This is a genomic window from Telluria sp. LT2P80 (genome assembly GCF_059685955.1).
The window spans coordinates 617575-633774 of record NZ_JCASIO010000002.1 but is presented as its reverse complement, the minus strand read 5'-3'; the positions used below and the strand labels follow the sequence as shown (position 1 = coordinate 633774).

Below are 16200 nucleotides of genomic sequence, written 5' to 3'. Positions count from 1 at the left end.
ATTAACGGACATTGGGATAAACTCTTTAATCCCAGCCTCTTGCATATCAGGACATGTCCATGGAAAACAGGATTGAGAAAGACAGCTTTGGTCCGATCGAAGTGCCACAAAACAATTTATGGGGTGCGCAAACCCAGCGCTCGCTTCACCACTTCCACATCTCGACCGAACGCATGGCGCCCGAACTGGTCGCCGCCCTCGCCCAGGTCAAGCGCGCCGCAGCTGCCGTCAACCGCTCGCTGGGCAAGCTGCCGGCCGACAAGGCCGACGCCATCATCCGCGCGGCCGACGAAGTGCTCGATGGGCGCCACCCCGGCGAATTCCCGCTGGCCGTGTGGCAGACCGGTTCTGGCACGCAAAGCAATATGAACATGAACGAGGTGCTGGCCAACCGGGGCTCCGAGCTGCTCGGCGGCGAGCGCGGCGAAGCACGCCTGCTGCACCCGAACGACCACGTCAACATGGGCCAGTCGTCCAACGACATCTTCCCCACCGCGATGCACGTGGCTGCTGCCTGGGCACTGGCCAAGGAAGTCCTGCCTGCCCTGGCGCAATTGCGCGGCACGCTGCTGCGCAAGTCGCGCGATTTCGAGCCGATCGTCAAGATCGGCCGCACCCACCTGCAGGATGCGACGCCGCTGACGCTCGGCCAAGAATTTTCCGGCTACGTGGCCCAGCTCGAATTTGCCGAAAGCGCGCTCAAGTCCACCTTGTCAGGCCTGCTGCAACTGGCGGCCGGCGGCACCGCCGTGGGCACGGGCCTCAATGCGCATCCCGATTTCGCACCGCGCATCGCAGCCGAACTCGGTTCGCGCACCGGCTTGTCGTTCAAGTCGGCGCCGAACAAGTTCATGGCGCTGGCCGGGCATGACGCGATGGTCTCGGCCCATGGCGCCTTCAAGCTGCTGGCCACGGCACTGATGAAAATCGCCAACGACATCCGCTGGATGGCGTCCGGCCCGCGCTCGGGCCTGGGTGAAATCACCATCCCCGAGAATGAACCGGGCAGCTCGATCATGCCGGGCAAGGTCAATCCGACCCAGTGCGAAGCATTGACGATGCTCTGCTGCCAGGTGTTCGGCAACGATGTCGCGATCACCATCGGCGGCTCGCAGGGCAACTTCGAGCTCAATGTGTTCAAGCCGATGATCGCCCATAACTTCCTGCAAAGTGCGCGCCTGCTGGCCGACGGCATGCGCTCGTTCGACACGCACTGCGCCCAAGGCATCGAGCCGAACCTGGTCCGGATCGGCGAACTGATGGAAAAATCGCTAATGCTGGTGACGGCACTGGCCCCGCACATCGGGTATGATCGCGCCGCGCAGATTGCCAAGACCGCATCGAAGGAAGGCCTGACCCTGCGCCAGGCTGCCCTGCAAAGCGGTTTTGTCGACGATCAGCAGTTTGACCAGTGGATTGTGCCAATCGACATGACGCGGCCCGATCCGGTCGAATAAACACCCAGCACCCGGGCGGCCGCATGCCCATCAGGCCGCCCTTTTTACACCCGAGGAAAACATGCAAAAAATCGAATTCGAGTTGACATCGGAATTTGTCGAAGTCAACCAGCTACTCAAGCTGGCCGGCCTGGTCGACAGCGGTGGCGCCGGCAAGAACCTGGTCGCCAGCGGCGTGGTCAAGGTCGACGGCAAGCAGGAATTGCGCAAGACGGCCAAGATCCGCACCGGCCAGGTCGTCACGCTGGGCGACGTCGAAATCACCGTTCAATAAAAAATAGACAGAAAGACAGCTTCTTATGTTTGCGGCCTAACAAACAGAACAGGGCTTCCTTGTTTATATTTTAAGACGTTAATCAACGGCTTATAGGTGAAAGCGATGGAAACCCCTGAAACCCGCGCACAGTCGCAAGAGCAACTGATCGGTGACCTGCGTCTCGTGATCGAAAACGCGGAAGAACTGCTCAAGAACACGGATCAATACTCGAGCGCGCTGTACCAGAACGCCCGGACCAAGCTGTCGCTGGCGCTGGAAGCGGCGAATGAAGAACTGTCGCGTTTCGAGGATGCCCAGCTTGAACGCATGATGGCCGCCACTCGCCTTGCCAACGAGCAGTTCGCGGACCGCTCGGGCGAATCGCGCATCCTGCGCGCGTTTCACTAAGCAATATACCGCGCCATAACGACAACCCGGCATCGCGCCGGGTCGTTTACGCCTTGGTGTTGATCGAATTGCCCAGGTGCGCCGGCAGGTTCTGCGGCTGCGGGAGCGAGGCGATCATCTGGGCTGCCGACGAGGCTTCGATGTCCATCGCGCGCTTGAGCATCGTCATGCCCACTTCCTGACGGATACCCGTTTCTGCCATGCTGGTCGACAGCTTGGCAATATTCGTGACGTCCATATATTCCTCCAGAATAAGACTCGTCAGTCTTTAACGACGCCGCCGACCAGAACTTGAGGGTTGGCGCCCGCCCATTGACTCACCCAGGCCAGCACCGCGCCGATGTCGTTCAGGTCGAGCCAGGCCACGCCGGCGCGCAGCGTCGCGGGACGGGCCACGTCCGAGACCACTGCCACGATCGTCGTATCGTCGGCGTACAAGGCCGGCTTGTCCAGCACCGGGCGATGCACTTCCAGCTTCGGCAGCGACTCCCACTTGTAGCCTTCCACCAGCGTCAGGTCGGCGGGCGACAGGCGCGCCAGCAGCTCGGCCAGCGGCGGCTCGGGGGCGGCGCGCAGCTCACGCATGATGGCGATCCGGTACGGCGAGGCGATCATGACCTCGGCCGCCCCGGCCAAACGCAGGCGCGCACTGTCTTTGCGCGGCGGCTCGAGCTCGATATCGTGGTGACTGTGCTTGACGATATTGACACGCAGGCCGGCGCCGGACAGGCCGGCAACGAGATGTTCGAGCAGCGTCGTCTTGCCGCTGCCCGACCAGCCGACCACCGCCAGCACAGGGCCGCACGCGCGCTGATCCGGCAACTCAGTATGCGGCACGGTAGCGTGTCCCACGATAATTCATCACGGCGGCCTTCGGCGTGAGCCGCTCGAGCACGAGACCCGGCGCGACTTCCTCGCCTTCGCGGCGCAGCATCTTGTCGACCAGCAGCAGGCTCTCACCGGGCGTCGGCGAATAGATGTAGCCGCCAAAGGCCACCTTCGGGATTTCACGCTGGAGGGTATCCGGCAGTTGCTGCAGGGTGCGTAGCTGGTCGTCGCCAACTGGTTGCGGGGCCGCGGTGGCAGGTGCAGGTGCGGCTTCGCGCTGCGGCAGCGGCGGCTGTGGTGATGATGATGCGGTCGACACGACCGGCGCCGGTGCGGGCTTCACACGTACCGGCCGGGCTTCGGCCACCGGCGCGGGTGCAGGTGCAGGTGCAGGTGCAGGCTGAATAACCGGGGCGGGCGCGGTTGTCACAACAGCGGGCGGTGCAGACATCGCTACCCGGGCGGTAGCCGGCGCAGTCGCCGCCACCGTCGCAGGCGGCGTCACGGCTGCCAACCGCACCGGCCCCTCGCCCGCCAGACGCGGCCACAGCAGCGCCACTGCTGCGGCAACCACGACGACGCCCACGCCAAGCGCCAGGTAGCGCCGCTGCGCGCCCTGCCCTGCGCGCGGCGCGGCATACGACGGCGCCGGTGCGTGAATGGTCGGGGCATTGCCCAGCTGGCGTTCGGCTTGCGCCTTCTTGAGTGCTTCGAGGATGTACGACATATCAGCTTCCCGTCCCGCCAGCGGCCAGCAAACGGGGCTCGGCCACGTTCGACAACTGGTTCAGACGCATATAAGTACGTGGCCCGACCACGCCATCGGCCTGCAGGTCTTGCGCGGCCTGGAAGGCGCGCAGCCATTCCTTGGTGCGCGCGTCGAGCGGCGCATCGAGCGCCGGCGCCGTGGCGCTGTGCAGGCCTGCAAGTCGTTGGGCTATCCAGTCGACGTCCGGCCCGCGGTCGCCCTGGGCGACGACGTCGCGAAACGCCGCCGGCATGCGCCAGAAGGTGGTGAATTCGCCCCCGAAGCGTGCGACAAAGGCCGCAATGTCGACGCGCTCGCGCCGGTCGCCCTGCGCCAGCGTGACGCTGCGCTCGTCCATCCCGACCAGCACCGCATGGCCGGTGCGCGATCCGTCGTGCAGCGTGACCACGGCCGGCCGGTCGAGCAGGCGCAGTTCATACACGCCGCCCCGCCCCGCATGGCAGCGCAGATTGGCGCGCAGCGCGGCCTCGCAAATCGCCTTTGGATCGGCGCCGGCCAGGTTGGCAAATGACGGTCCCCACAGCGCCGCCAGGGCCCCCAGCGCCGCGGTTTCGCTCTCGAGCGTCGGCAACGGCGCACCGGGTGCAGCGGCCGGGATGGCGACAGGCTTGGGTGTACTCGGTGCACTCGCCACGACCGGCGCCGGCTTGACCGCCGCAACGCTGGCCGCTGCCGGCCGCGCCGCATGCTGCGGCAGCATCTGCCACGCCGCCGCGCCCAGCGCCACGCAGGCCAGCGCGCCGCCGGCCAGCAGCGGCCAGCGCCGCGGCGCACGGCGCGCGGCCGGATCGTCGGCAAAGACTTCGGCGGCCGCCCGGCGCAGGATGGCGCGCGTGACCTGCGGACTGTTTTCCACGTAGGCGCCCAGCAACGCGCGGTCGCACAGCAGGTTGATCCGGCGCGGCACGCCATGCGCCAGGCGGTGCACCAGCGGCGTCAGGGCGGGCGGGAATGGCACGCCGACCGCGCCGGCCACGGCCAGCCGGTGCGCGATATACGCGCCCGTCTCGGCTTCGCCCAGTGGCCCCAGGTGGTAGCGCGCGATGACGCGCTGGGCCAGTTGTTCGAGTTCGGGACGCGCGAGCATCGTGCGCAGTTCGGGCTGGCCGATCAGGATGATCTGCAGCAGCTTGCGCTCGCTGGTTTCGAGATTGGTCAGCAGGCGCAGTTGCTCGAGCACGTCACTCGACAGGTTCTGCGCCTCGTCGATCACCAGCACGTTGTTCAGGCCCTGCGCGTGCGAGGCCAGCAGGTAGCGATTGATTGCATCCACATACCCTTTCACGCCCGCGCCAGCGGCCGCCGGCGCCACCTCGATATGCAGCTCGTCGCACACGGTCTGCAGCAGCTCCTGCGCCGTCAGGCGCGGATTGAAGATGTACGCCAGGCGGCAGTTCGCGGGCACCTGTTCGATGAAGCAGCGGCAGACGGTGGTCTTGCCGGCGCCGATCTCGCCGGTGAGCAGCACGAAGCCGCCGCCGCTGCCGATCCCGTACAACAGGTGCGCCAGCGCTTCGCGGTGCCGCTCGCTCATGAACAGGTAGCGCGGATCGGGGGCGATCGAAAATGGCGAGTGCGTGAGCTGGAAATAGTGGTTGTACATGAATGACTAACGGGTGCTCTGAGGGATGCTCTGCGGGACGCTCTGCGGTTTGAACTTGGCGCAGTATATTTTGCTTTTGTCGTTCGCGTAAGCGATCGTGCTGCCCGGGATCGACTTGCGCAACGGGTAACGCGAGGCATCTGCCGCGCGAAACGGCGTACCCGCGGCGGCGCGCACCGACTTTTCCAGTTCGTCGGGCTTGGCCTCGAGGATCGCGGCCACGAACACCACGGCGCTCGTGTCGTCGCTGACCATCACTTGTTCCACATTTGAACCCCACAGCGACGCCTCGGTGCGAAACCAGTATGCCCCGCCCTCGCGCTTGTAGGCCGGGCCGAAAAACTCGGTGAGATAGGCGTGGAAGTAGGCGTTATCGAGCTGGCTGCGGCACAGGAGCGCGCTGCCGATCACCGGCCCGAACGTCGATGGCGCCGCGCCTGCCCCCACTGCGGTGCAGGACAGCACGAGGCCGGCGAGCAGCGGCAGCAGCTTAGTGGTACGGCAGGCAACAACCGGGCAGATCATGGCGATACTCTCCTTCATCGGCGCCCATTATGACACTGCGTGGCGCCCGGACAGCCAAGTGCCGGATCACGCCAACGCGCGTGTTGCCGCCGCTGCCAGCACCGCATCGACATCGTCCGGCAAGGCCGGCTTGAGCAGATGGCGATCAAAACCCGCCGCGCGCGAGCGCGCGCGGTCTTCCTCGGTGCCCCAGCCGGTCAGCGCCACCAGCATGACGCCGTCGAGCGCGCGCAACTGGCGCAGGCGGCGCGCCGCTTCGTAGCCGTCCAGGAGCGGCATGCCGATATCGAGAAACACGAGGTCAGGCTGGAAGCGCGCGGCTTCTTCCACCGCTGCCGCGCCGTCATGCACGACCCGGACCGCGTGGCCGGCGATCTCGAGCAGCGCCGCAAGCGTGGCGGCGGCATCGACGTTGTCGTCCGCGACCAGCACCTGGAGTGCGACGCCTTGCCCGCCATGCTGCGCGCCGGCCGCCGCCGGCGCAGGCGCCGGCGAAGCGACGAGCGCCGCCGTCATCAACGGCAGACGCACGGCAAAGCTGCTGCCCATGCCCACGCCGGCGCTCTGCGCGCTGACCGCGCCGCCATGCAGTTCGACCAGGCGCCGCACGAGCGAGAGTCCGATCCCCAGCCCGCCATTGGCGCGCTCGATGCTGCGCGCCACCTGGGTGAACATCTCGAACACGGCCGCCAGCATGTCGGCCGCGATGCCCACGCCGTTATCGCGCACCGTCACCACCGCTTCATCACCCTCGATGCGCGCCGTCAGTACGATACGCCCGCCGTGCGGCGTGTACTTGGCCGCATTCGACAGCAGATTGCTCACCACCTGGCTGATGCGCACCGGATCGACGTCGACCGGCACCGGCAGCAGCGGCAGATCGACCGACAACGCATGGCCGGCAGCGTCGATCAGCGGTTTGCTGGTTTCGATGGCCGTTGCGATCACGTCGCGCAGGTCGACCGGCTGCATCTGCAGCACCAGCTTGCCGCTCGAGACGCGCGCGATGTCGAGCAGGTCGTTGATCAGGTGGACCATGTGACCGACCTGGCGCTCCATCATCGCGCGCACGCCGCCCAGCCGCAAGGCACTGCCCGGCTTGTCCGCACCCATGCGCATGAGTTCGAGACCGTTGCGGATCGGCGCCAGCGGATTGCGCAGTTCGTGCGCCAGCGTGGCGAGAAACTCCGACTTGCGGCGGTCGGCGTCGTGCAGCGCTTCCGTGGCGCGCACCCGTTCGATGTGCGCCCAGCAGCGCTCAACCACCGCCTCGACCAGCGCCACCTCACCCGCCGTCCAGACGCGCGGCGTGCGCTGGTGCACCGCCATCATCGCCGCCAGCTTGCCGCCCTTGACCAGCGGGCAGCAGATGATGGCACTGACATCGATCTGGGTAAACATCGCGGCGCCGTCTTCGTCCGTCAGTTCGCGCCCGACGTCGTGGATCAGCAGCGTACGGCCTTCGCGCATGTCGGCGCGGGCGCGCGAGCCGAACAGATCGAGCGAATACACGCCCACGGTGCTGATTGCGCCCGGCGTCACCCAGTCGTGGCGGATGGTGAAGCGGTCGTTGTCCGCCTCGACGTCCGCATAGGCCACGCGCGTGACGTCCAGGTATTGGCCCAGCAAACGCGTGGCCTCGCCCATGATCGTCTTCGGATCGTGCGCGACGCGCGTGGCTTCGCCGATCGCATCGAGCATGCGCAGGCGCTCTTCGACCTGGCGCCGCTCGGTGATGTCGCTGCCGGTGGCGGCCACGAACAGCAAGGCGCCATCGTCGCCCATGACCGGGGCGATCACGAGATCGATGAAGCGCTCGCCCCCGCCCGCCACGAAGTACGGCAGCTCGCGGCGCACACGCTCGCCGCTCGCGGCCAGCGCGACGCAGGCTGCGATCTCGGCCGCCACCTTCGGCGAGCCGCTCCACCAGCCGCAGGCCTGGAACGGGCGCCCCAGCACATCGTCGCGCGCATAGCCACCGGCGTCGAGGGCCACATGATTGGCTTCGATCAGCGTGCCGCCCGGTGTCATCAGAATCCCGAAGTGCGTGCCCTGCTCGAAGAACGTGCGGAACTTGGCGTTCGCTTCGGCTGCGGCCATGGCCTCGCTGGCAGTGGCACGCGCGCTTGCTTCGAACAGCTTGCGGCTGGTGATGTCGAGCGTGGTGCCAACCAGACGTTCCGGGGCGCCAGCAGCATCGCGCAGCAGGCGCCCGCTGGCTGCGATCCAGCGTTCGCGGCCATCGATGGCGCTCACCGTGCGGTATTCGTCGCAGTAGTGGCCATCGCCCGGCGCGGCCAGCAGGGCCGCAACCCTGGCCACGACGCGCTCGCGGTCATCCGGATGGAACGCGGCGTCGATCAGCGTGTGGGTCACCGGCCCGTCGGGCGGCACACCGAAATGCGTGCGCGCGTGCGTATTCCAGACGATGTCACAGTGGGTCAGCGAATGGTCGAACAGGCCGAATTCGCCGGCATCGGCCGCGATGCGCAGCTTTTCATTGGTCGTTTCCAGCGCGTGCAGCGCGTGGTCGCGCTGTTGCGCGGCCAGCACCTGGGCCGTGGTTTCGGCGCACATGCAGCACACGCCGGCCACCTGCCCCGCTTCGTCGCGCAGCGCGATGGTCGAGAAAGTGGCGTAGATCTGCTCCGGGTAGCCGTTGCGGTGCACGACGAAGCCATGGTCTTCTTCGTGCACCGGATTGCCGTGCAGCGTGGCGGACAGCATCGGGCGGACTTCTTCCCACACATCGGCCCAGACCTCGGCAAACGGCTGGCCTAACGTCTGTTCGGGATGCTCGCCGCGCGCGCCCAGCACGACGCGATAGGCATCGTTGTAGAGCAGGTGCAGCGCCGGGCCCCAGGCCACGTACATGGGCTGGCGCGCGCCGAGCATCAGGCTCACTGCAGTGCGCAGGGGTTGCGGCCAGGCCGCCAGCGGGCCAAGCGGATGGTGCGCCCAGTCGAGCGTGCGCAGCAGCGCGCCCATGTCCCCGCCACCGGTGGCAAACGCCAGGTTCGAGGGCGGGAGGTGCGGGGGCAAGAGGTCGGGCATTGGGGTTATTCACGTGGGATAGTTCATGAACAATACCACTTTGACGTCACGGCAAGTTGCCCTTTTCCCGCGGACAAATGTGCCGGTCGTTAATCGGATTAGCCACAATACCAATTACGATACCAATTTTCTTACTGGATTGCATACTCGCTTCTCATCAGGAGAGCACCGCCTAACCGTCCACTCGTCATAATCAATACCAGTTAAATACCTGTTGACATGCCAGAATGCCCTGCCTATAGTGCGATGACCCTTTTCCCGGCACTCATTGGACACCATGATCGACTATCTCATTGGCGTTGACGGCGGCGGCACCAACACCCGCGTGCGCCTGGCCGGCCGCGACGGCGCCGTGCTCGCAACCGGCAGCAGTGGCGCATCCGGTCTTCGCCACGGCATCGACAAAGCCTGGAGCGCGGTGATTGCGGCCACCAGCCAGGCCTTCGCCGCAATCGGCATCGACACCGTCCCCATGTCAGCCTGCGCAATCGGCCTGGGCATGGCGGGCGTCCACAACAAGGAATGGGCGGCCGCTTTCCGCGCCGCCGATCCCGGCTTTGGCGCCCTGGTGCTCGACACCGACGGCTTCACGACGCTGATGGGCGCCCATGGCGGGCAGCCCGGCGCGATCGTCGCCATCGGCACCGGCAGCGTCGGCGAAGCACTACGGCCAGATGGCACGCGGGTCGAAGTCGGCGGCTGGGGCTTCCCTGCCGGCGACGAAGCGGGCGGCGCCTGGATGGGCCTGCGCGCGATCGGCCACATCCAGCAGGTGCTCGACGGCCGCACCGAAGGCGGCGCCTTGGCCGACGCCGTGATTGCCGCCTGCGGCGGCGCACGCGATCCGATCCAGGTCTGGCTCGGCCACGCCACGCAGACCGACTACGCGGGCCTGGCGCGCTTCGTCGTGGCACACGGCACCACCGATCCCGTGGCCGCCGGGATCCTGACGCAGGCGGGTGCAGAAGCGGCCCGCATCGCGCGCGCCCTCGACCCGTCGGGCAGCTTGCCGCTGGCACTGTGCGGCGGCCTGGGTGACACGCTGCGTGCCTTCCTGCCGGCCGAAACGCTGGCCCGCTGCAGTGCCCCGCATGGCGACTCCGCCGCCGGCGCGCTGCGCATGATCGAACTGCATCTGAAGGACGCCAACGCATGACCAACGACACTCGCCACCCCATCAAGGGCAATATCCTCACACCGGCCGGCTGGGTGCACGGCGCGCTGCGCTTCGGTGCGCGCGTCGACGGCATCGACGGCCGCCGGGTCGACCCGGCCAACAACGACGACGTCTACATCGTGCCGGGCTTTATCGACGTGCACGCGCACGGCGGCGCGGGCCGCGACATGATGGAAGGCGGCGACGCCCCGCACGTGATCGCCGCGCTGCACGCGAAGCACGGCACCACCAGCCTGCTCGCCACAACCATGACCGCGCCCGTCGAAGACATCGACCGGGCCTTGAGCGCCATCGGCGCGGCCTGCGCGGCGCGCGGCAAGGGCGAGGCGCGCATCCTTGGCGTGCACCTGGAAGGCCCGTACATCAACGCCGGCAAACTCGGCGCCCAGCCACCGTTCGCACGCGAAGCGCATCTCGATGAAGTCATGCGCTTTCACGCACTGGCACCGATGAAGCTGATCACCGTGGCGCCCGAGATCGACGGCCACATGGCCCTCGTGCGGCAATTGACGAAGGCCGGCATCCGGGTCCAGATCGGCCACACGAACGGCGATTACGACGTCGGCGTGGCGGCCCTTGCACACGGCGCGGCCGGCTTCACGCACCTGTTCAACGCGATGCCCGGTCTGCACCACCGCGACCCCGGCATGGTCGGCGCCGCGCTCGCGCACGCCGAATACGCCGAGATCATTCCCGACCTGCTGCACGTGCACCCGGGCGCGATCCGCGCTGCCCTGCGCTGCATCCCCAAGCTGTTCTGCGTGACCGATTCGACAGCGGCTGCCGGGATGCCCGATGGCGAGTACATGCTGGGCCGCCAGGTGGTCCACAAATGCATGGGCGGCGTGCGCCTGGCCGACGGCACGCTGGCCGGCAGCACGCTGACGATGGACCAGGCGCTGCGCAACCTGGTGGGCATGGGGCTGTCGATCGAAGACGCCAGCAAGCGCGTCTCGACCCATGCTGCCGATTACCTCGGCGAGACCCGGCGCGGCCGCCTGGCGCCTGGCTGTCACGCCGACTTCGTGGTCCTGGACCGCGCCCTGAACATCAAAGCTGTTTATATCGAAGGAGAATGCCTGTGAATGCCACGCCCGCCACTGCTGACGGTCACCAATCGCTGATGCTGCAAGAGGCCCTGTCGTCCGGCGACTGCATCGCCCACGCCCTGACGCAGGACGCCGACCGCTACGCCGCGCTGGGCGAACAGCTCCGTGCGACCCAGTTGCACAGCGCCGTGACGGTGGCGCGCGGCAGCTCCGATCACGCGTCGGGCTACCTGGCCTACCTGATCATGTCGCGCATGGGCCGCCTGGTGACGTCGCTGCCGATGTCGCTCATCACGCTGTACAAGTCGCCGATCATCGCGCGCGACACGCTGGCCATCGCCATTTCGCAATCGGGCCAGAGTCCCGACGTGGTCGAGCCGATGCAGTACTTCCGCGCCGGTGGGGCCGTCACGGTGGCGCTGGTGAACGACGCCGCTTCGCCGCTGGCCGACGCCGCCGAGTGGACGATGCCGCTCCATGCCGGCAAGGAGCAGAGCGTGGCCGCGACCAAGAGCTTCATCGCCAGCCTGGTAGCCGGCGCGCGCCTGGTCGCCGATTGGCAGAACGACCCCGAACTGAAGGACGGCATCGCCGCCCTGCCCGACGCGCTGCGCGCTGCCCGCAGTTTCGGCCAGGATGGCGACTGGTCGGCCGCCATCGACGTGCTGGCGCCGGCGCGCAACATCATGGTGGTGGGCCGCGGCATCAGCTTCCCTCTCGCACTCGAATCAGCGCTCAAGTTCAAGGAAACTTCGGCGCTGCAGGCCGAAGCATTTTCGGGCGCCGAAATCAAGCACGGCCCGATGGCACTGATCGAAGACGGCTATCCGTTGCTGATCTTCGCAACGCGCGGCCCGACCCAGGCCAGCCTGGTGGCGCTGGCCGACGACATGCGTGCACGGGGCGCGCGCGTCCTGCTCGCCGCGCCGGCCGACATCGCCAGCCGCGACCTGACGCTGCCCACCGCCGCGATCCCCGACCTCGACCCGATCGTCGCGGCGCAGGCGTTTTATACAATGGCAGCCACACTGTCGGCGGCGCGCGGCATGAATGCCGACCAGCCGCGCCACCTGAGCAAAGTCACCAAGACGAACTAACCGCCCGAATCTCGACCATGAACGACTACCTCGACCTGGCCGGCCAACTGGTGATGGTGCGCCTGTTCGGCACCGAACTCGATGCCGAGACCGACGCCTTCCTGCGTACCTACCGGATTCGCGGCGCCTGCCTGTTCCGCCAGAACATGCGCGACGCGCCGCAGTTGACGCGTTTCACGGGCGCGCTGCGTGACGCGATCGGGCCACAATCCCTGATCGCCCTTGACCAGGAAGGCGGCGCTGTCGTGCGTTCGACCTGGGTGCCGGCCCCGCCCAGCGCGATGGCGCTCGGCGCGGCCAATGATCCGGACCTGGCACGCGACGTCGGCGCAGCCGTGGCGCGCGCGGTGCGCTCACTGGGCTTCAACTGGAACTTCGCGCCGGTGCTGGACCTGAACAACAACCCGCGCAACCCGGTGATTGCCGAGCGCTCGTTCGGCGCCGATCCCGGGCAGGCAACGCGCATTGCGCTGGCCTGGATGGAAGGCAGCGAGCGCGAAGGCGTGGCCTGCTGCGTCAAGCACTTCCCCGGCCACGGCGACACGCATGTCGACTCGCACCGCGATCTGCCGTACGTCGACAAATCGCGCGCCGAACTCGAACAGTTCGAATTCGCCCCGTTCCAGATTGCTGCGCCACACGCACCGGCCATGATGACGGCGCACATCGTCTATCCGGCGCTGGACCCCGTCAATCCGGCCACCATGTCGCATGCGATCCTCACCGGCGTGCTGCGCGAGCAATTTGGCTACGATGGCGTGATCATCACGGACGGCATGGACATGCACGCGATCGCCCACCGCTACGGCGTCGGCCAGGCAGCTGTCAATGCGCTGGTGGCCGGCGCCGACATGGTCATGGCCATCGGCACGCGCGCTACGCAGATCGAGACCGTGCAAGCGATCGCCGCGGCGATCCGCGACGGCGTGCTGCCGCTGGCCGCCGTGCAGGCGCGTCTGGCGCGCCTTGGCAAGCTGGCCGATGCGCATCCGGCCGGTGCGGTTGCGTACGCGGCCGAAGAGGATGACCGCGCACTGATGGCGCGCGCCTGGCGCGCGGGCCTGACAGCATTGCGCTCGCCGCAGCGCCCTGAGCGCGGTGCGCGCGTGCGCGTGGTCGCACGCGCCGACGTGGTCAGCGACGGCGTGTCGGAAGCCGGCGTGCCGGCGGCCAGCATCGCGGCAGCGTTGTCGCAGCTGTACGACGTCGACCTGGTGACCTTCGCCGACAGCGAGACCTTCGACTGGCGCGCGCTGCCGGCCGATGGCCGCTTCACGATCCTGGCCTCGACCGCGCGCCGCCGCTACGGGCCGCAGGCCTGCGCGACCTGGCGGCCCGATTTGCACCTGGCCTTGTGGAATCCGTACCAGGCGCTCGACTTCCCCGGTCCTGCGCTGCTCACCTATGGCTTCGCGCCGCCGGCACTGGCCGCGGCCGTGGCCTGGCTGGCCGGCGAGATCGACGCACCGGGAGTCTGCCCGGTGCCGGGTTTTGACGGGCCGTGACAGCGGCAAAGTAACGCGATGTAACGACACGGGCATGGCGGCCCGTGCTGCGGCACAATTGCCAATCCAGAAAAAGCTGGATATATGGGACAATACTTTTTTGTCCGAGCTTGGCATTTTTGCTATATTGCAAAACGCACATTTCGTATATTTTTTGTCTAGATAGAAGGATAACCAATGTCCCAATTCCGTCTCGCCCGCCTCTGCCTGATGCTGGCCGCCGTCGGCCTGAGCTCCGCTGCCGTGATTCCTGCCGTCAACGCGCAGGACAAGCCTGCCGCCGCCGCTGCAGCGCCGAAGGACACCGTCCGCCCAGAGCTGTTCAAGCTGCTCGACCCGGCGCAGATCAAGCCGCTGATGGATGCAAAGAATTACGCCGAAATCCAGAGCCGCGTGACGCAGGCCGAAGCCTTCCCGAACCGCACGCCGTACGAAGACTACGTCGTCAACCGCATGAAGCTGTCGCTGGGTTCGGCAACGAACGACAACGCCATCTCGATCCCGGCCCTCGAAGCCGTCATCGCATCGGGCCGTCTGGCGCCGAACGAGCAGGCCGACTTCATCCAGGCCCTGGCCAATATGCACTACAACGCCAAGGATTACCCGAAGGCGATCGAGTGGTTCAAGCGCTACCAGAAAGAAAGCCCGACGCCTGAAAAAGTCGCCGCGCCACTGACCCGCGCCTACTATCTGGGCGGCGATTACGCCAGCGCCAAGACGGCGCTGCTGCCAGCCATCGAAGCCACTGAAAAAGCCGGCCAGAAGCCAAGCGAAGAAGACCTGCGCCTCCTGGCCTCGTCGGCCAACAAGGTCAAGGACGATGCCGGTTACCTGGTTGCACTGGAAAAGCTGGTCGCCCACTACCCGAGCGACGACTTCTGGACCGACCTGCTCAACCGCGGCGTGGCACGCAAGTCGGGCTTCGATGCACAGACCAACATGATCAACGTGTATCGCCTGGAAGCCGCTGCCGTCAAGCAGATGGCGGCCGAGGAATACGTCGACCTGGCCGAGCTGTCGCTGCGTGACGGTTTCCCGACCGAAGCGAAGAAAACGATGGATGCCGGTTACGCTGCCGGCGTGCTGGGCAAAGGCGCCAATGCCAAGACCCACAACGCACTGCGCGACAAGGCCAACAAGGGCGCAGCAGACGATGCCAAGAACATCGCTGCCGGTGAAGCAGGCGCGGCCAAGGCCAAGACCGGTGCCGGCCTCGTCAACCTGGGCTGGGCGTACGCGACCATGGACCAGGGCGACAAGGGTGTCGGCTTCATCCAGCAAGGTATCGCCAAGGGCGGCCTGAAGAACGCGGAAGAAGCCAAGCTGCGTCTCGGCATGGCACAAGTTCGCGCCGGCAAAAAAGCCGAAGCAATCTCGACCTTCCAGACCGTCAAGGGCGGCGGCGGTGCCGGCGACCTGGCCAAGTACTGGCTGGTGCTGCTGCAGCAGCAGAAGTAAGACTGCTGCTGTCGATGGACCCGTGAAAGCGGGCCGGGCCCTGGGTCTGGCCCGCTTTTTTCATGCATTGCCATGACGCGCTCATGCTCGTGTGAACCTCCGCCATCGATCACAACCATTTTGAGGATGAATCGATGAATCGATGTACCTGGATCTGTGGCGTCGCGTTTGCCATGCTGTCGACAGCAGCCTTTGCGCAAAGTCTGCGATGCACAAACGACGGCACCTCGTTCGACTCACTACGATGTGAGGAGGACAAGCTCAAGGAACCAGAGCAGAGTCTGAATTCGGCCTACACGCAACTGCTTGCGAACCTTGAGGGCTCGAAGGCTCGGGAGGGATTGATCAAAGCGCAGCGTGAATGGATCAAGTTCCGGGATCTGGACTGCGATGCCAAATACGAATTGCGTCCCGGAGCAAGCCTGCAATCATGGTACAAAATGAACTGCCGCCGTGAACATGCGACACAGCGTGCAGCACAATTAAGAACCTGGAATTCGGACTGATCATCTCTGCCGAATCAATTCTACGAGCAACGGTGCATAGCCGGGGTCAGGTCTGACATTCGGACACGGACTCTTCATTCGTTCCTTCATCAACTAGCCGGGGTCAGGTCTGACATTTGGACACGGACTCGTCCTTCGTTCCTTCATCAAGGCTTTCACAAATAGACGTTTTGTTGAGCTCGTGTCCGAATGTCAGACCTGACCCCGGCTTTTGCAGCCAGCACCTGTTCCACGAGCATTACGTACTGATTGGCAGGCGCGGCCATCCGGCGCTGTGGCCCGGAATCTCCGCTGCGCAATTCTGCGGCCTCGAGCATGTCATCGTGTCGCTCGATGGCGGAGCCTTCTCGACGCCTCTGGATATCGGGCTGGCCGCGCTTGGCCATCAGCGCAAGGTGGTATTGTCGGCGTTGGACGCAAACTTGATTCGTGCAGCGATTCTGTGTGCGCGTCCGAACATAGCCTTTGACCACTCCTCGGGATAATTACCCCATTCACATTGGAGAAC

General features: G+C 66.2%; 16 protein-coding genes. 10 read left to right on the top strand and 6 right to left on the bottom strand.

What is annotated here, in order from left to right:
- Positions 1–59 precede the first annotated feature (59 nt).
- The 3 genes from fumC (at position 60) to AC56LW_RS09075 (ending at position 2121) form a co-directional block, all read left to right on the top strand.
- The gene (gene fumC / locus AC56LW_RS09085) at positions 60–1457 is read left to right on the top strand and encodes a class II fumarate hydratase (protein ID WP_499633612.1); all 1398 of its coding nucleotides are present in this window, start codon (positions 60–62) and stop codon (positions 1455–1457) included.
- Positions 1458–1518: 61 nt separating this feature from the next.
- Positions 1519–1731, top strand: a complete 213-nt coding sequence (locus tag AC56LW_RS09080) for an RNA-binding S4 domain-containing protein (RefSeq protein ID WP_183550004.1) — start codon at positions 1519–1521, stop codon at positions 1729–1731.
- A 105-nt stretch (positions 1732–1836) separates the two neighbouring features.
- Entirely contained in the window at positions 1837–2121 is a 285-nt protein-coding gene (locus AC56LW_RS09075; RefSeq protein WP_332530711.1) for a DUF883 domain-containing protein, read from the top strand.
- A 46-nt stretch (positions 2122–2167) separates the two neighbouring features.
- On the opposite strand, the gene AC56LW_RS09070 is transcribed toward AC56LW_RS09075, so the two are convergent.
- Genes AC56LW_RS09070 through AC56LW_RS09045 form a run of 6 tightly spaced genes read right to left on the bottom strand, consistent with a single transcriptional unit; the run spans position 2168 to position 8900 of the window.
- Positions 2168–2359, bottom strand: coding sequence for a putative motility protein (locus AC56LW_RS09070; RefSeq protein ID WP_332530710.1), 192 nt, complete (start codon positions 2357–2359; stop codon positions 2168–2170).
- Between the two features lie 23 nt (positions 2360–2382).
- Positions 2383–2958: a molybdopterin-guanine dinucleotide biosynthesis protein B gene (gene mobB, locus AC56LW_RS09065; protein WP_499633609.1), complete on the bottom strand. Its 576-nt coding sequence runs from the start codon at positions 2956–2958 to the stop codon at positions 2383–2385.
- Positions 2945–3676: a general secretion pathway protein GspB gene (locus AC56LW_RS09060; protein ID WP_499633607.1), complete on the bottom strand. Its 732-nt coding sequence runs from the start codon at positions 3674–3676 to the stop codon at positions 2945–2947. Before AC56LW_RS09060 ends, mobB begins: the two co-directional genes overlap by 14 nt.
- Before the next feature lies 1 nt (position 3677).
- Positions 3678–5321, bottom strand: a complete 1644-nt coding sequence (locus tag AC56LW_RS09055; RefSeq protein WP_499633605.1) for an AAA family ATPase — start codon at positions 5319–5321, stop codon at positions 3678–3680.
- A gap of 6 nt (positions 5322–5327) precedes the next feature.
- A complete protein-coding gene (locus AC56LW_RS09050; RefSeq protein ID WP_499633603.1) occupies positions 5328–5864 on the bottom strand; it encodes a hypothetical protein in 537 nt (178 codons plus the stop codon).
- A gap of 48 nt (positions 5865–5912) precedes the next feature.
- Positions 5913–8900: an ATP-binding protein gene (locus AC56LW_RS09045; protein ID WP_499633601.1), complete on the bottom strand. Its 2988-nt coding sequence runs from the start codon at positions 8898–8900 to the stop codon at positions 5913–5915.
- A 277-nt stretch (positions 8901–9177) separates the two neighbouring features.
- Between AC56LW_RS09045 and AC56LW_RS09040 the strand changes: the two genes are divergently transcribed.
- From AC56LW_RS09040 to AC56LW_RS09010, 7 genes are all read left to right on the top strand, one after another.
- Complete coding sequence (locus AC56LW_RS09040; protein WP_499633600.1) at positions 9178–10056, top strand: glucosamine kinase nucleotide-binding domain-containing protein; 879 nt, start codon at positions 9178–9180, stop codon at positions 10054–10056.
- Positions 10053–11162 carry an N-acetylglucosamine-6-phosphate deacetylase gene (gene nagA / locus AC56LW_RS09035; protein WP_499633598.1) on the top strand — a complete coding sequence of 370 codons (1110 nt, stop codon included), beginning with the start codon at positions 10053–10055 and terminating at the stop codon, positions 11160–11162. Before AC56LW_RS09040 ends, nagA begins: the two co-directional genes overlap by 4 nt.
- Before the next feature lie 38 nt (positions 11163–11200).
- Positions 11201–12223, top strand: coding sequence for an SIS domain-containing protein (locus tag AC56LW_RS09030; RefSeq protein WP_499633698.1), 1023 nt, complete (start codon positions 11201–11203; stop codon positions 12221–12223).
- 17 nt (positions 12224–12240) lie between these two features.
- Entirely contained in the window at positions 12241–13728 is a 1488-nt protein-coding gene (locus AC56LW_RS09025; RefSeq protein WP_499633596.1) for a glycoside hydrolase family 3 protein, read from the top strand.
- Positions 13729–13905: 177 nt separating this feature from the next.
- Complete coding sequence (locus AC56LW_RS09020; RefSeq protein ID WP_499633594.1) at positions 13906–15186, top strand: tetratricopeptide repeat protein; 1281 nt, start codon at positions 13906–13908, stop codon at positions 15184–15186.
- 134 nt (positions 15187–15320) lie between these two features.
- Positions 15321–15692: a lysozyme inhibitor LprI family protein gene (locus AC56LW_RS09015; protein ID WP_499633592.1), complete on the top strand. Its 372-nt coding sequence runs from the start codon at positions 15321–15323 to the stop codon at positions 15690–15692.
- 116 nt (positions 15693–15808) lie between these two features.
- Entirely contained in the window at positions 15809–16177 is a 369-nt protein-coding gene (locus AC56LW_RS09010) for a type 2 periplasmic-binding domain-containing protein (RefSeq protein ID WP_499633590.1), read from the top strand.
- Positions 16178–16200 lie beyond the last annotated feature (23 nt).

What these genes read in the sequence shown, in the direction of transcription:
- fumC (WP_499633612.1), top strand. Translation starts at nt 60, where the DNA reads ATGGAAAACAGGATTGAGAAAGACAGCTTTGGTCCGATCGAAGTGCCA.
- AC56LW_RS09080 (WP_183550004.1), top strand. Translation starts at nt 1,519, where the DNA reads ATGCAAAAAATCGAATTCGAGTTGACATCGGAATTTGTCGAAGTCAAC.
- AC56LW_RS09075 (WP_332530711.1), top strand. Translation starts at nt 1,837, where the DNA reads ATGGAAACCCCTGAAACCCGCGCACAGTCGCAAGAGCAACTGATCGGT.
- AC56LW_RS09070 (WP_332530710.1), bottom strand. Translation starts at nt 2,359, where the DNA reads ATGGACGTCACGAATATTGCCAAGCTGTCGACCAGCATGGCAGAAACG.
- AC56LW_RS09060 (WP_499633607.1), bottom strand. Translation starts at nt 3,676, where the DNA reads ATGTCGTACATCCTCGAAGCACTCAAGAAGGCGCAAGCCGAACGCCAG.
- AC56LW_RS09055 (WP_499633605.1), bottom strand. Translation starts at nt 5,321, where the DNA reads ATGTACAACCACTATTTCCAGCTCACGCACTCGCCATTTTCGATCGCC.
- AC56LW_RS09050 (WP_499633603.1), bottom strand. Translation starts at nt 5,864, where the DNA reads ATGAAGGAGAGTATCGCCATGATCTGCCCGGTTGTTGCCTGCCGTACC.
- AC56LW_RS09045 (WP_499633601.1), bottom strand. Translation starts at nt 8,900, where the DNA reads ATGCCCGACCTCTTGCCCCCGCACCTCCCGCCCTCGAACCTGGCGTTT.
- AC56LW_RS09040 (WP_499633600.1), top strand. Translation starts at nt 9,178, where the DNA reads ATGATCGACTATCTCATTGGCGTTGACGGCGGCGGCACCAACACCCGC.
- nagA (WP_499633598.1), top strand. Translation starts at nt 10,053, where the DNA reads ATGACCAACGACACTCGCCACCCCATCAAGGGCAATATCCTCACACCG.
- AC56LW_RS09030 (WP_499633698.1), top strand. Translation starts at nt 11,201, where the DNA reads ATGCTGCAAGAGGCCCTGTCGTCCGGCGACTGCATCGCCCACGCCCTG.
- AC56LW_RS09025 (WP_499633596.1), top strand. Translation starts at nt 12,241, where the DNA reads ATGAACGACTACCTCGACCTGGCCGGCCAACTGGTGATGGTGCGCCTG.
- AC56LW_RS09020 (WP_499633594.1), top strand. Translation starts at nt 13,906, where the DNA reads ATGTCCCAATTCCGTCTCGCCCGCCTCTGCCTGATGCTGGCCGCCGTC.
- AC56LW_RS09015 (WP_499633592.1), top strand. Translation starts at nt 15,321, where the DNA reads ATGAATCGATGTACCTGGATCTGTGGCGTCGCGTTTGCCATGCTGTCG.